The sequence below is a fragment of the Streptomyces sp. NBC_00252 genome, from assembly GCF_036187565.1.
Classification (GTDB): domain Bacteria; phylum Actinomycetota; class Actinomycetes; order Streptomycetales; family Streptomycetaceae; genus Streptomyces.
The window spans coordinates 818,955-831,815 of record NZ_CP108087.1; the positions used below are offsets into that span (position 1 = coordinate 818,955).

14 protein-coding genes are annotated in these 12,861 nt (G+C 70.3%); 8 read left to right on the forward strand and 6 right to left on the reverse strand.

Features of this window, described 5'->3' with window-relative positions; translation table 11 throughout:
* Positions 1-38: 38 nt before the first annotated feature.
* From OHT77_RS03600 to OHT77_RS03620, 5 genes are all read left to right on the forward strand, one after another.
* Positions 39-932, forward strand: a complete 894-nt coding sequence (locus OHT77_RS03600; RefSeq protein ID WP_328826488.1) for a LysR family transcriptional regulator — start codon at positions 39-41, stop codon at positions 930-932.
* A gap of 127 nt (positions 933-1,059) precedes the next feature.
* Positions 1,060-2,238, forward strand: a complete 1,179-nt coding sequence (locus OHT77_RS03605; protein WP_328826489.1) for an aminotransferase class V-fold PLP-dependent enzyme — start codon at positions 1,060-1,062, stop codon at positions 2,236-2,238.
* A gap of 98 nt (positions 2,239-2,336) precedes the next feature.
* Complete coding sequence (locus OHT77_RS03610) at positions 2,337-3,680, forward strand: aminotransferase class I/II-fold pyridoxal phosphate-dependent enzyme (protein WP_328826490.1); 1,344 nt, start codon at positions 2,337-2,339, stop codon at positions 3,678-3,680.
* A 50-nt stretch (positions 3,681-3,730) separates the two neighbouring features.
* Complete coding sequence (locus OHT77_RS03615; RefSeq protein WP_328826491.1) at positions 3,731-4,624, forward strand: dihydrodipicolinate synthase family protein; 894 nt, start codon at positions 3,731-3,733, stop codon at positions 4,622-4,624.
* 137 nt (positions 4,625-4,761) lie between these two features.
* Positions 4,762-5,919: an MFS transporter gene (locus tag OHT77_RS03620; RefSeq protein WP_328826492.1), complete on the forward strand. Its 1,158-nt coding sequence runs from the start codon at positions 4,762-4,764 to the stop codon at positions 5,917-5,919.
* A 28-nt stretch (positions 5,920-5,947) separates the two neighbouring features.
* Here OHT77_RS03620 and OHT77_RS03625 read toward each other — a convergent pair whose 3' ends face one another.
* Complete coding sequence (locus OHT77_RS03625; protein WP_328834139.1) at positions 5,948-6,412, reverse strand: DUF6194 family protein; 465 nt, start codon at positions 6,410-6,412, stop codon at positions 5,948-5,950.
* 47 nt (positions 6,413-6,459) lie between these two features.
* Between OHT77_RS03625 and OHT77_RS03630 the strand changes: the two genes are divergently transcribed.
* Positions 6,460-7,209, forward strand: coding sequence for a MerR family transcriptional regulator (locus OHT77_RS03630; RefSeq protein WP_328826493.1), 750 nt, complete (start codon positions 6,460-6,462; stop codon positions 7,207-7,209).
* A 25-nt stretch (positions 7,210-7,234) separates the two neighbouring features.
* Here OHT77_RS03630 and OHT77_RS03635 read toward each other — a convergent pair whose 3' ends face one another.
* A complete protein-coding gene (locus OHT77_RS03635; RefSeq protein WP_328826494.1) occupies positions 7,235-7,468 on the reverse strand; it encodes a PLDc N-terminal domain-containing protein in 234 nt (77 codons plus the stop codon).
* Positions 7,469-7,491: 23 nt separating this feature from the next.
* Positions 7,492-8,121: a DUF3887 domain-containing protein gene (locus OHT77_RS03640; RefSeq protein ID WP_328826495.1), complete on the reverse strand. Its 630-nt coding sequence runs from the start codon at positions 8,119-8,121 to the stop codon at positions 7,492-7,494.
* 128 nt (positions 8,122-8,249) lie between these two features.
* Between OHT77_RS03640 and OHT77_RS03645 the strand changes: the two genes are divergently transcribed.
* Entirely contained in the window at positions 8,250-9,026 is a 777-nt protein-coding gene (locus OHT77_RS03645; protein WP_328826496.1) for an SDR family oxidoreductase, read from the forward strand.
* A gap of 98 nt (positions 9,027-9,124) precedes the next feature.
* On the opposite strand, the gene OHT77_RS03650 is transcribed toward OHT77_RS03645, so the two are convergent.
* Positions 9,125-9,991 carry a winged helix-turn-helix transcriptional regulator gene (locus tag OHT77_RS03650; RefSeq protein WP_328826497.1) on the reverse strand — a complete coding sequence of 289 codons (867 nt, stop codon included), beginning with the start codon at positions 9,989-9,991 and terminating at the stop codon, positions 9,125-9,127.
* A gap of 93 nt (positions 9,992-10,084) precedes the next feature.
* On the opposite strand from OHT77_RS03650, the gene eno reads away from it, so the two are divergent.
* A complete protein-coding gene (gene eno, locus OHT77_RS03655; RefSeq protein ID WP_328826498.1) occupies positions 10,085-11,368 on the forward strand; it encodes a phosphopyruvate hydratase in 1,284 nt (427 codons plus the stop codon).
* 15 nt (positions 11,369-11,383) lie between these two features.
* On the opposite strand, the gene OHT77_RS03660 is transcribed toward eno, so the two are convergent.
* Both OHT77_RS03660 and OHT77_RS03665 read right to left on the reverse strand, forming a co-directional pair.
* The gene (locus tag OHT77_RS03660; RefSeq protein ID WP_328826499.1) at positions 11,384-12,316 is read right to left on the reverse strand and encodes an NADP-dependent oxidoreductase; all 933 of its coding nucleotides are present in this window, start codon (positions 12,314-12,316) and stop codon (positions 11,384-11,386) included.
* Positions 12,316-12,780 carry a MarR family winged helix-turn-helix transcriptional regulator gene (locus OHT77_RS03665; protein ID WP_328826500.1) on the reverse strand — a complete coding sequence of 155 codons (465 nt, stop codon included), beginning with the start codon at positions 12,778-12,780 and terminating at the stop codon, positions 12,316-12,318. The genes OHT77_RS03660 and OHT77_RS03665 overlap by 1 nt, the downstream gene beginning before the upstream one ends.
* Positions 12,781-12,861: the final 81 nt, after the last annotated feature.

Consider the following 12,861-nt stretch of genomic DNA (forward strand, 5'->3'; position numbering starts at 1 on the left):
GGGGAAGGGCACATTGCCGGACGGACGGAGTGAGGGGCATGTACAACCTGCGCCGCCTGGAGGTGCTGCGGGAGTTGAAGTACCGCGGCACGCTGGCCGCCGTCGCCACCGCCATGTCGTACAGCCCCTCGGCCGTCTCCCAGCAGCTGACGCTCCTGGAGTCCGAGGTCGGCGCGCCGCTGCTGGAGCGCGAGGGGCGCGGAGTCCGGCTGACACCGCAGGCCGAGATCCTCGTCGCCCGTACGGAGAAGGCCCTACGGGAACTGGAGCGCGCGGAGACGGAGATCGCGGCCTCGCTGCGGGAGGTGTCGGGGACGCTCAGGGTCGCGGCCTTCCAGACGGCGATGCTCGCGCTGCTGCCCGCCGCGCTGACCTGGCTGCGCGAGCACCATCCCCGGGTGCGGGTGGAGGCCACGCAGGCCGAGCCGGACACCTCGCTGCCGGGGCTGCTCACCCGGGACTTCGACCTCGTGATCGACGAGACGTTCCCCGGTCACCCGCGACCGGCGCGGGCATCGGAGGTCGAGCACCACCGTCTCCACGAGGACGCCATGCGGCTCGCGACCCCCCAACCCGTCGAGTCCGTGGCCGAGTTGGCCGAGCACCCCTGGGTGATGGAACCGGCCGGCACACCCGCCCGCGCCTGGGCGACCGCCGTCTGTCACACGGCCGGGTTCGAGCCGGACGTCGCCTACGTCTCCGCGGACATGCTGGCCCACGCCCGGCTGGTCGAGCAGGGCCACGCGGTGGCCTTCCTCCCCGACATGCTCTGGTACGACCGCACGCCCCGGCTCGCGCTCGACACCTCCGCCGTCCATGTCCGCACGGTGCTCGCGACCGTGCGCGCCGGTGCCGGGGAGCATCCCCTGATCCGGACTTTCCTCGCCGCCCTGGGGTACGCGGTCGGCAGGTTGCCCGCACGCACGGGGTGACCTCGCCGGGCCGCCGCATTCATCAGTATCCCTAACCTTTCACCTCCAGAAACATTCACTTTACTGAACGGGTGCGGCTTGAGAACGTGAAAGCACGGGTTCTTCGGACACACGGGAAGCAGAGGACATGGACATCGACGCGCTCCGCCAGGACACCCCGGGCACCATGAACCGGGTACACCTCAACAACGCGGGCGCCGGTCTCCTCTCCCGCAGAACGCTCGACGCCATGACCTCCCACCTGGAGCTGGAGGCGGCCATCGGCGGTTACGAGGCCGCCGATCAGGAACGGGACCGCATCGACGCCACCCACGGGCACATCGCCCGGCTGGTGGGCGGACAGGCCGAGGAGATCGCCCTGTTCGACAACTCCACCCACGCGTGGAACGCGGCCTTCTACTCCATGACGTTCAAGCCCGGCGACCGCATCCTCACCGGCCGGGACGAGTACGGCAGCAGTGTGCTCGCCTATCTGCAGACCGCCCGGCGGCACGGCGCCGAGATCGTCGTCGTGCCGGACGACGAGGACGGGCAGCTCGACACCGCGGCCCTGGCCGACCTGATCGACGAGCGGACCAAGCTCGTCGGCGTCACCCACATCCCCACCAGCGGCGGCCTGGTCAACCCGGCGGCCGAGATCGGCCGGATCACCCGCGCGGCCGGCGTCCCCTTCCTGCTGGACGCCACCCAGTCCGTCGGCCAGTTCCCGGTCGACGTCGCCGAGATCGGCTGCGACATGCTCACCGCGACCGGCCGCAAGTTCCTGCGCGGCCCGCGCGGCACGGGCTTCCTGTGGGTGCGTCCCGAGGCCCTGGAGTACCTGGACCCGCACGTCACCGAGATCGAGGCCGCGACCTGGGACGGCAAGCGCGGCTTCCACTGGCACGACGGCGCCCGGCGCTTCGAGACCTGGGAAGTCAGCTACTCCAACGTCCTCGGCCTGAGCGAGGCCGTCCAACAGGCCCTGGAACTCGGCATGGACGCCATCGGCCGCCGCACCGTCGCCCTCGGCGCGGATCTGCGCGCCCGCCTCGACGCGCTGCCCGGTGTCACCACCTACGACCTCGGCCGCGACCGCTGCGCCATCGTCACGATGAAGGTCGACGCCGTCCCTACGGCCGATGTCGCCGCGGCGCTCGCGAAGCAGGGCATCAACGTCTCCACGACGGTGGCCGAACACTCCCAGCTCGACACCGAGAACCGGGGCGTCCACCCCTTGGTGCGGCTTTCCCCGCACTACTACAACACCGAGGCCGAACTCGACCAGGCGGTCGAGGCGGTCGCCGAGTTGGTACCCGCCCCCTGACCGACCCCCTGGTGTCATCCCCCACCCGTGATCTATCTTTGGCCTAGGACAAACTTTGGCATAGGACGAAACCTACGGGTCGGGCGGAGCTGAATCACGTGCGCATCAAGGGCACCACCGCGGCGGAGATCGCCGGAAGCGTGCGGGATCAGGTCGCCTCGGGCGAGTTGGCGCCGCAGGTGGGTCTTCCCCCGGTACGTGTCCTCGCGGCCGAGTTGGGGGTGAACCGGAACACGGTCGCCCTCGCGTACCGGCGGCTGGTCGAGGCGGGGGTGGCCGAGACGCGGGGTCGCGGCGGGACGGTCGTCGCGGCCGTACCGCAGCTCGCGCGCGAGGGTGTCGGCGTCGGCGCCGACTGCGTCGACCTGGCCAGCGGCAACCCCGACCCGAGCCTGCTGCCCGACATCCTGGCCGCCGCCCGCAGCGGCAGCTACAGCCGGCCGCTGTACGGCGCCCCCGCCCTCGACGCCGGCTTGGACGCCTGGGCCCGTGCCGACTTCGCCGAGGACATCGACCACGCGTTCCGCACGCTGGTGACGCACGGGGCGGTGGACGCCACCGAGCGCCTGCTGAACGCCCACCTCACCCGCGGGGACCTGGTCGCCATCGAGGACCCGTGCTTCCTCGCGAGCATCGGCACCCTGCGCCTGAACGGCTACCGCTCGGCGCCCGTCCGCGTCGACGGCGCGGGCATGCGCCCCGACGCGCTGCGAGCCGCCCTGGAGGCCGGTGCCCGCGCGGTCGTCTGCACACCCCGCGCCCACAACCCGACCGGTGCCGGCCTCACCGAGGAACGGGCCGCCGACCTGCGCGCAGTATTGGCCGAGCATCCCCGGGTCCTGGTCATCGAGGACGACCACTTCTCGGCGGTCTCCGCGCGCCCGTACCACCGCATCACACCACCGAGCAGCGCACGCTGGGCGCTGGTCCGTTCCGTGTCCAAGTTCCTCGGCCCTGATCTACGTCTCGCCATCGTCGCCGCCGACGCCGAGACCACCGCGCGCCTGGAGGCACGGCTCAGCGCCGGCACCACCTGGGTCAGCCACCTGCTGCAACACACCGCACGCGAACTCCTGTTGGACCCCCGCGTCCACGAACTCCACGAACGGGCCCGCGAGTTCTACGCCCGACGCAGCGCCCTGCTCGTCGAGCAACTCCGATCTCACGGCATCGAAGTCCCCTACCAACCCGACGGGTTGAACGTATGGGTCGACCTCGACGTCGACGGACGTGCCACGGTCGCGGCCCTGGCACAGCGAGGCTGGGCGGTACGACCAGGCCATCTCTTCACCCCGGACCCGGCAGCCCACCAGGGCGCGATCCGGATCACCTCCTCCACCCTCACCGAACCGCAGGCCGAGGAGTTCGCCGCCGAACTGGCCGCTGTCGTGGCGGAGTTGCGCTCATCGACCAGCACTACGGCCGGTTGGACGCCCAGCTGACAAGCCCACCAGCCCGATTCCCCACCCTCCCCCCAACTCGAGGAGCCTCCATGTTCCGCGGCCTGAGTGCCTTCCCCCTCACACCCACCACGGAGCAGGGCATCGACGAGACGGCGTACGCGGCGCTCGTCGCCCGCCTCTCCGCCGCCGGTGTGGACTCCATCGGCGCGCTCGGCTCCACCGGCGGCTACGCCTATCTCACCCGGGAGCAGCGCGCCCGGGCCGCGAGGATCGCGGTCAAGGCCGCCGACGGGGTCCCCGTCATCGTCGGCATCGGCGCGCTGCGCACCTCGCAGGTGCTGGAGCTGGCCGAGGACGCACAGAAGGCGGGCGCCTCCGGAGTACTGCTCGCCCCCATGACGTACCAACTCCTCACCGAGGACGAGGTATTCGGCCTGTACGAGGACGTCACGCGGGAGCTGTCCGTGCCGCTGTGCGTCTACGACAACCCGGGCACCACGCATGTGCGCTTCACTGACGAACTCCACGGCCGCATCGCCCAGTTGCCGAACGTCGGCTCGATCAAGATTCCCGGCGTGCCCGACGACCCGCGCGAGGCCGAACTCCGCGTCGCCGCACTCCGAGCGCTGATCCCCGACACCGTGACGATCGGGGTGAGCGGCGACTGGACGGCGGCCCGAGGCCTGAACTCCGGTTGCGACGCCTGGTATTCGGTTCTCGGCGGCACCTTCCCGCAGACGGCTCTCGCCATCGTCCGCGCCGCCCAGGCCGGCCAAGCGGACCAGGCGGCCGAACTGTCCGACCGGCTCGAACCGTTGTGGACCCTGTTCCGCCGCCACGGCAGCCTGCGCGTCATCTCCGCCGCCGCCTCGCACCTCGGCCTGGTCGGCGAACCGAACCTGCCGCGTCCCCTGCGGAGCCTGGACGAGGCCGCCCGCCAGGAGGTCGTAACAGCGCTGGACGCCGCCGGACTCACGTCCTGAACACGAACCCGATGAACCGGCAGCACGCATCAAGTACGCCTAGGAGTAAGGACCTTGAGAGGCCCCCAGGGGTCCCGAGGGCGCGGGAAGCCCTGCCCTCGCCCGGAATCGGTGGCCGCGGCCTCGCCCGCTACGTCGTGGCCGCGGCCCTGGCCCGCACAGCCGACGGCGGGGCGGTGGTGGCCGTCGTCCTCCTGGTCACCTCGTCCGGCGGCTCCGGAACGCTCGCCGGGATACTCGGGGCCTGCATCACCGCCCCGCACCTCCTCGGCCCTTTCGTGGCAAGGCCGTTGGACCTCGCACGGGACGGCCGGAAGGTGCTCGCGGCAGCCTGCCTGCTATACGCCACCGCGCTCGCCGCAGGAGTGCTGACATACGGGCACGCACCCGCCGTAGTGACCGGGGTACTGCTGGCGACGGCCGGCACGTGCGGACCGTTGCTGACCGGGGGCATCAGCAGCCGTCTGCCGGCCATCGTCGGACCCCAACTCCGCACGCAGCGAAGGGCGCAGGGCTGGGACGTCGCCACCTACGGCATCGGCGGCACCGTCGGCCCGTCCCTGGTGGCGGCCCTCTCCGCCTGGGTCTCACCCACCGCGGCAGCGCTCGCCCTCGCGGTGGGAACCGTCGCGGCGGCGGGCGCCGTACTGCTCCTGCCGTTCGCCGAGCCGACACACGGCGGCGACAGGACGGCGATCCTCAAGCCGGGTGCGACCCTCGCGCTGATCGCCCGCACCGGGCACCTTCGGCGGACCGTCTACCTGACGATGATCGTCGCCCTGAGTGTCGCCGCGCTGCCGATCACCGCCGTCCACATGACGAGGATCCTCGGCATCGAACCGGCCACCGCAGCCGTGCTGACCGCCGCCTACGGCCTCGGCAACCTCACCGGATCCATAGCCGTCATGGTCTTCCCCCTCACCGGCGCCCCGGACCGGCTGATGCGCCGCCTCGCCCTGGGCGTCGTCGCCGGCCTCCTCACCGTCACCGCGAGCCCCGCCTTCGCGATCTCCGTCGCCGCCTACGCGCTCACCGGCATCCTCAACTCCTTCTTCTTCGCCTCCACGCTCGCGGCCCGCACGGAGTACGCGCCGAGCACCGCGCGCAGCCAAGTCTTCATCTGGGTAGCGGCGTTGAAGATCACGTCCGGCTCCGCAGGCACGGCGCTGGCAGGCTCCCTGACCGGCGTGACCGTCCGACTCCCGCTGATCGTCGGCCTCTTGGCCATTTCTGCCGCCGTCACCGCTGCGACCGTAGAGACACGTCTGGCGAGAGCCCCCGAGAAGCGCGCGTGACGAATCGCGGAGCGGCGACCGAGGCGGACTACCGTCCGTGTTCCTGCCGTCGCGCGAACCTCGCCCGGGCGTCCTCATGGGCACCACGCAACAACTTCACGACCAACTCCCCTGTCTTCTCTGCGGGGTTGACGACAGAGATCCACCCGAGGGCCCCGTACACCGGGTGCGGCATCACGCAGTCGGTGACGGCGTAGTCGTAGATCCGGTCGAGACGGCCCGGCTCCTCCCCCGTGAGTTCGCGGAACGTCGTCCGGTCCACGTGGATGTTCACGCGCCGGCGATCCGGGAGGTCGAGGTCGGAGGCGGTGTCGTCGGGGTAGTTCTTGGTGACGACGGTGCCGTACGGCTGGACGTTCTTCGGCAGTTGCCCGTCGGGGGCGTAGTAGAAGAAGGCGTCTCCCCAGGCGAGTTCGGGGAAGTCGCCGCCCGGTTCCGGCACGACCACGAGGGCGCCGCCGAAATCTCGTACGGTCGCGATGATCTGTTCCATACTCATGGTTCAAGCATGACCTTCAAGTGCTTATGTGGGGTTGGCGGATGAACGAGCCGATGAGCGGTGGGCGGCGGGGAACCCTTCGCACCGCCGATGTCGCCCGCGAGTCGGGGTATTCGGTCCAACAGGTGCGCGACCTGGAGAAGTCGGGAGTCATCCCGGCAGCTGCCAGGATGGGCAACGGTTACCGCGCCTACACACCGCTGCACATCCACGCCCTGCGCGCCTATCGAGGACTCGCGGGTGCTGTCGGGCCGGTCGTGGCAAGGAAGTTGCTCGCCGAGCTGCGCACGGGGACGATCACGGAGGCGGCCTCGGCGATCAACGAGGTCCATGTGCGGCTCGCGCGCGAACGCGAGGAGGCGCTGCTCGCCGAACAAGCACTGCGCGCGATCCAGACAGAGGCGGACACACCGGAGTTCGAGCAGGACAGCGACGCGATGACGATCACCGAACTCTCCAGAGCCCTCGGTGTCCGCCCGTCGACCCTCCGCTTCTGGGAACAGGAAGGACTCGTCACCCCCGAGCGGGTGACCTCCCTGCAAGCCCGCCGCTACGACCTCTCCGCCATCAGGACGGCCCGCATCGTCGCGGCCCTCCGCAACACCGGCTACGGCATTCCGGCGGTACGCGCGATCGTGGATTCCCTGCACCGCCTCGACGGCACGGACGAGGCCCTGCGCATCCTGCGTGACCGCCTCGACCACATCGCCCTGCGGACAGTGGAGTTGCTCCGAGCGGGTGCAGATCTGGCGGCTGTCGTCGCGGCCGACCAGGACCCGACGGCCGGCTGATCCCTTCCGGCAGGCACCGCCGCCGTCATGCGTCCTCGCTGCGCCCGAACCTGACGTAGGCGAAGAGCCCGAAGACGTTCCCGAAGGCGCAGATGGCGAGCCAGATTCCAGGCGGGAACTGCCGCGTGCGGGGATGGCGTGCGATGTCGAGCATGCAGAGGACTGCGGGGAGGATCGCGATCAACGGCACGATCGCGGCCCACAGGCCGGAAGGCGACGACCCGAGGCCGGCGGAACCGGCGAACACGGGATCGAACACGGCCAGGTCCCCAACTACCGGTGTCATGGCGTGTCGGGAGGGAGGATGAAGAGTCCGGCGACCTTCTCGTCCGTGTCGAACGCGACCCGGGCCTTCATCTCGCCGGCCTCGTAGTTCAGCGGGATGTCGACGACCGTGTGGTCGCCGATGCGGCGGACGAACGGCTCGCCCTCGCCGAAGCCCTCGAACTCGCCGACGAGCCCGGTGACCGCGGCGAGGCCGTCACCCCTGACCTGATCGGTAAAAGCCTCCAGCACCTGCGCGTTGAAGGACCGCCTGGCCTCGTCCATGCGTCCTTCGAGAACGGCTGTGACGATCGCGGTCGCCCGCTCCCCCGCGTCGGTCATGCGCACTGTCTTGTCCATGGGTTCTCCCGTACGGGGATCAATGGGTTTGCCGAACCGCTGAAAGGCGGCCTGCCGGGTGACTCCGAGCAGGTCTCCGAGCTCCTGCCAGGTATGACCGGCGTCGCGGCTCTGCTGCACACACAGCTTCAGCACCTGTTCCGCCAGCCCGTCGACGTCGCGAGCCCGCCGAACCAGATCCAGATAGGCGGGCGCGGCCACCGGGCTGCCCACCGCCCGCGTCAGAACCGCGGCCTGCTCTGCCAGCAGGCCAGTGAGGTCGGCGAGAGTCTGAGGGGTATCGGTCACACGTAAAGGATGCCTTTACAGGGAGACGGCGTCAAGGAATCCTTTACAAGGGGGCCCTATGGCACCGGAACCCTATGGCAACAAAACACAGTTGCCGCCCCTCCCCCGCTCCTGAACGATCTCGGACCATGACGACGAGCCCGACCACCCCACCCGCCCGCCCACTCGCCCTGATCACCGGAGTAGGGCGGACCGTAGGCATCGGCGCGGGTGTCGCGCGCAGTCTGGCGGCCTCCGGCTGGGACATCGCCTTCACCTACTGGACCCCCTACGACGCACGCATGACCTGGGGCCCCGAGACCGGCGCGACCCAGGCCATCACCGACACCCTGACCCAACACGGCGCCGCCACCAGGGCAGTTGAGGCGGACCTCGCCGACCCGGACGCCCCGGCCCACGTCTTCGACGAGGTCGAACGCGGCCTGGGCACCGTCACCGCCCTCGTGATGTGCCACTGCGAGTCGGTCGACTCCGGCCTCCTCGACACCACCGTGGAGAGCTTCGACCGCCACTTCGCGGTCAACGCCCGCGCCACCTGGCTGCTGATCCGCGAGTTCGGCCGCCGGTTCACCGCGACCCCGGGCACCGGCCGGATCATCGCCCTCACCAGCGACCACACCGTGAACAACCTTCCCTACGGCGCCAGCAAGGGCGCCCTCGACCGCATCACCCTGGCCGCCGCCCACGAGCTCGCCCACCTCGGCATCACCGCGAACGTCATCAACCCGGGCCCGGTGGACACCGGTTGGATGACCGACGAAGTCCGCGCCCAGGTCCTCCACCAGACCCCGCTCCACCGCCTCGGCACCCCACAGGACACGGCCCACCTCGTCGACTTCCTCTGCTCACCGGAGGGCCAGTGGGTCAACGGCCAACTCCTCATGAGCAATGGGGGGTTGGCGTAGCTGGTGACACTGCGGACTGCGAGGCGGAAGTTCCTGACGGCTCACGCGACCCCCAGACCTCCGTGCTCCGTCAGGAGTTCTCAGTAGCGCCAGCCCCCTCAAGCACCACGAACGCACCCCTCCGCCAACCGCAGACTCTCCGCCACCGCATGCGGGATGTCGTCCACCGGGAACAGCGCATGCCGTACGGCCCGTTCCGCGTCGATGATCAGGATCAGGCGCTTGTGGCGGAGGCGGCCGGCGCCGCGGAAGGTGGGTAGCCGTAGGGCGGCGTCGAGTTGGTGGTGGGCGTCGGAGAGGAGGGGGTAGGGGACGTCCTCCGCGCGGGCGAACTCCGCCTGTTCGTGCGGGAGTTGGGTGCTGATTCCGCGTATGTCGACGCCCGCACGGCGAAAGGCGGGCCAGGCGTCGCGGAAGAGGCGGTTTTCCAGGGTGCAGCCGTGGACTCCGGGGATCTCCTCGTTCCAGTCGACTCCCGTGCCGGGGTAGGTGAACAGCACGGTCGCGGCGGCGTCCGGGGAGACGACGGGCACGTCGGCGCCCTGGGTGCCGGGGAGTTGGAGGTCCGAGGGCAGGCGGGTGCCGGTCAGGGCGTGTACGCGGGCGTGTTCGGCGCTGTCGGTGTCGGCCGTGGCGGTGAGGCTGCCGTCGCCGAGGATCCAGCGGTCGCCCCAGTCCTGCATGGCGACGAGGAGGGGCAGCAGTGCGCGCCCGGCGTCGGTGAGGACGTACTCGTAGCGGACCGGTCGTCGTTGGTAGAGGCTGCGGCGCAGGACGCCGTGGGCGACGAGGCGGCCGAGCCGCTCGGTCAGGACGTTGCGGGACAGGCCGATCTCGGCGGCGAGCGCGTCGAAGCGGACGTGGCCGCGGGCGATCTCCCGTAGGACCAGGACGTTCCACCAGTCGCCCAGGACCACGGCGGCTCCGGCGATTCCGCAGGTCTCGTCTGCGTTGTGCATCCTCATGCACCCATAGTAAGTTCTTTTTCAGGACTCACTTTGTTTCTCAGTGGAACTTACCGCCCGCGGCTACGCGGGCCCAGCGTGAGGAGCTGCACCGTGACCGTCATCAGCCGGGTCGTCGCACGGGAGATCATCGACAGTCGGGGCAATCCGACCGTCGAGGTGGACGTGGTACTCAAGGACGGCTCGCTCGGCCGAGCCGCCGTACCGTCGGGGGCGTCAACCGGCGCCCGGGAGGCGGTCGAACTCCGCGACGGAGACCCAACCCGCTTCCACGGCAAGGGAGTTCGGCGCGCCGTCGACGCCGTCAACGAGAGCATCTCGGACGCGGTGATCGGGCTCGACGCCGAGAGCCAGGCGACCGTGGACCGCACGATGATCGAACTCGACGGTACGGAGACGAAGTCGAGGCTCGGCGCCAACGCCCTGCTCGGCGTCTCCCTGGCCACCGCAAAGGCGGCCGCGGCCGCCCACCGTCTGCCCCTGTACCGCTACATCGGCGGCGTCGACGCCCGGCTGCTGCCGGTGCCGATGATGAACATCGTCAACGGCGGTGCCCACGCCGACAATCCGCTCGACTTCCAGGAGTTCATGATCGCGCCCATCGGCGCGGCCACCTTCGCCGAGGCCGTCCGGATGGGCTCCGAGGTCTTCCACACCCTGCGCCGCGACCTGGTCGCCGCCGGCCACAGCGTGAACGTCGGCGACGAGGGCGGCTTCGCCCCCGATCTGCGCACCGCCGACGAGACCCTCGACTTCGTCGTCCACGCCATCGAGAAGACCGGCTACAAGCCCGGCACCGACATCACCCTCGTCATGGACCCGGCCACGTCCGAGTTCTTCCACGACGGCGTCTACGACTACTCGGGCGAGGGCGTCCGCCGCACCCCGGCCCAACACGCCGACTACCTCGCGACGTTGGTCGACCGCTACCCCGTCGCGTCGATCGAGGACCCGATGGCCGAGGACGACCACGCCGGCTGGCAGGCGCTGACCGCCCGGCTCGGCGAGCGCTGCCAGCTCACCGGCGACGACGTCTTCTGCACCAACGAGACGCTGTTGAGCGCGGGCATCCGCGACGGCATCGCCAACTCGATCCTGGTGAAGGTCAACCAGATCGGCACCCTCACCGAAACCCTCGCCACGGTCGCGACGGCCCACCGCGCCGGCTACACCGTCGTCATGTCCCACCGCTCCGGCGAGACCGAGGACACCACCATCGCCGACCTCGCCGTCGCCACCGGCTGCGGCCAGATCAAGACCGGCTCCCTCTCCCGCTCCGACCGCACCGCCAAGTACAACCAACTCGTCCGCATCGAGGAGGACTTGGGCAACCAGGCCCGGTACGCGGGACGCGAGGCACTGGGGCTGCGCCGCTGACCGCGCGATCCCGCCTCAGGGAATCAACACGATCTTCCCCCGCGTATGACGCCGCTCCAGTTCGGCGAACGCGTCGCGGACCTCGTCCAGTGGGTACGTGGCCGCGATGGGAATCTCGATGCGCCCCGAGGCGACCAGTTCGGCGATTTCCGTGAGGACCTCGCGGGTCGACGCGTCCGCGCTGCCCGCGCTCTTCGTGCCGAGTTCCTGGGCCTTCTGGAAGGAGATGATCGTTTCGATGCGGTCGCGGGGAATGCCGAGGTCCACGGCCAGCTGGACGTACTCGGGGCCGAACAGGTCGATGAACGCGTCGATTCCGGCGGGTGCCGACGCGGTGAGGGTTTCGGCGAGGTGGTCGCCGTACGGGGCCGGGGTCGCGCCGTGGGCGGTGAGCCAGTCGGCGTTGGCGGGTGAGGCGATGCCGAGGACCTTCGCGCCGCGTACGGCGAGGAGTTGGACGACGACGGTACCGACACCGCCGGCCGCGGCGGAGACGGCGACGGTCTCGCCGGGCTTGGGGGCGACCGCTTCGACGGCGGCCCACGCGGTGCAGCCGACGACGTAGAGGGACCCGGCCACCTCCCAACTCAGGGCGGCCGGCTTGAGGATGAGCTGGGACACCGGTACGACGACGTGCGTGGCCTGGCTCGAGCGCTGCCAGGAGAAGCCGAGGACTTCATCGCCGGGGCTGAACTCCGTTACGCCGTCGCCCACTTCGGCGACCACGCCCGCGAGGTCGCTGCCCTGGCCGGAGGGGAAGGTCGCGGGAAAGATGTCGTGCATCGCGCCCGAACGGATCGCCGCCTCACCGGGGTTGATGCCCGCCGCGCGGACCTCGACGAGGACTTCACCTGCGGCGGGAACAGGCATCGGCACCTCGACGACCTGGAGGACGTCACGGTCGCCGTATGCGTCGAAGCGCACTGCTCGTACTGGTGCGGGGCTCATCAGGGCTCCTTTGTCAGGGGTGTTGGGTCTGCGGCCGGGGTTCGCTGGGTGGTGGCGCGGAGTACGGCAAGGGCGTCTGCCAGGTGGCCGAGCGCCGTGGGCGGGAGTGGGGCGGACAGCCTTGCCATCAGTTCGCTGTCGAACACCGGTCCCGACTCCTGCACCAACTCCCTTCCCCCTGCCGTGAGTTCGACGATCGAGGAGCGGCGGTCCGCCGGGTGCGGTCGCCGGGTGCAGTGGCCCGCTCTCTCCAGTCGGTCGACGGCCTGGCTCGCGCCGCCGACCGTGATCGAGAGGGCGGCGGCTATGTCGTTCACCCGGCAGGAACCCGCGCGCTCCACGACCAGCAGCACGTTCAGCCCGCCCAGGGTCACTCCGCAGTCCTGGCGGAGCCGGGCGTCGATCCCGTTCCACAGGTCGGTCTCGAAGCGCACCAGGTCGTCGAAGAGCTGCCGTAGGTCCACGGGCGGAAGTCCTTCCGACGGAATCGACCGAACCGGCTCAGCCGAACCAAACCGACTGAGACGACTGAGTGCATTAGCGCT

Coding starts and splice junctions, on each gene's coding strand:
- OHT77_RS03600 (WP_328826488.1), top strand. CDS start 39: ATGTACAACCTGCGCCGCCTGGAGGTGCTGCGGGAGTTGAAGTACCGC.
- OHT77_RS03605 (WP_328826489.1), top strand. CDS start 1,060: ATGGACATCGACGCGCTCCGCCAGGACACCCCGGGCACCATGAACCGG.
- OHT77_RS03615 (WP_328826491.1), top strand. CDS start 3,731: ATGTTCCGCGGCCTGAGTGCCTTCCCCCTCACACCCACCACGGAGCAG.
- OHT77_RS03625 (WP_328834139.1), bottom strand. CDS start 6,412: ATGGAACAGATCATCGCGACCGTACGAGATTTCGGCGGCGCCCTCGTG.
- OHT77_RS03630 (WP_328826493.1), top strand. CDS start 6,460: ATGAACGAGCCGATGAGCGGTGGGCGGCGGGGAACCCTTCGCACCGCC.
- OHT77_RS03645 (WP_328826496.1), top strand. CDS start 8,250: ATGACGACGAGCCCGACCACCCCACCCGCCCGCCCACTCGCCCTGATC.
- OHT77_RS03650 (WP_328826497.1), bottom strand. CDS start 9,991: ATGAGGATGCACAACGCAGACGAGACCTGCGGAATCGCCGGAGCCGCC.
- OHT77_RS03660 (WP_328826499.1), bottom strand. CDS start 12,316: ATGAGCCCCGCACCAGTACGAGCAGTGCGCTTCGACGCATACGGCGAC.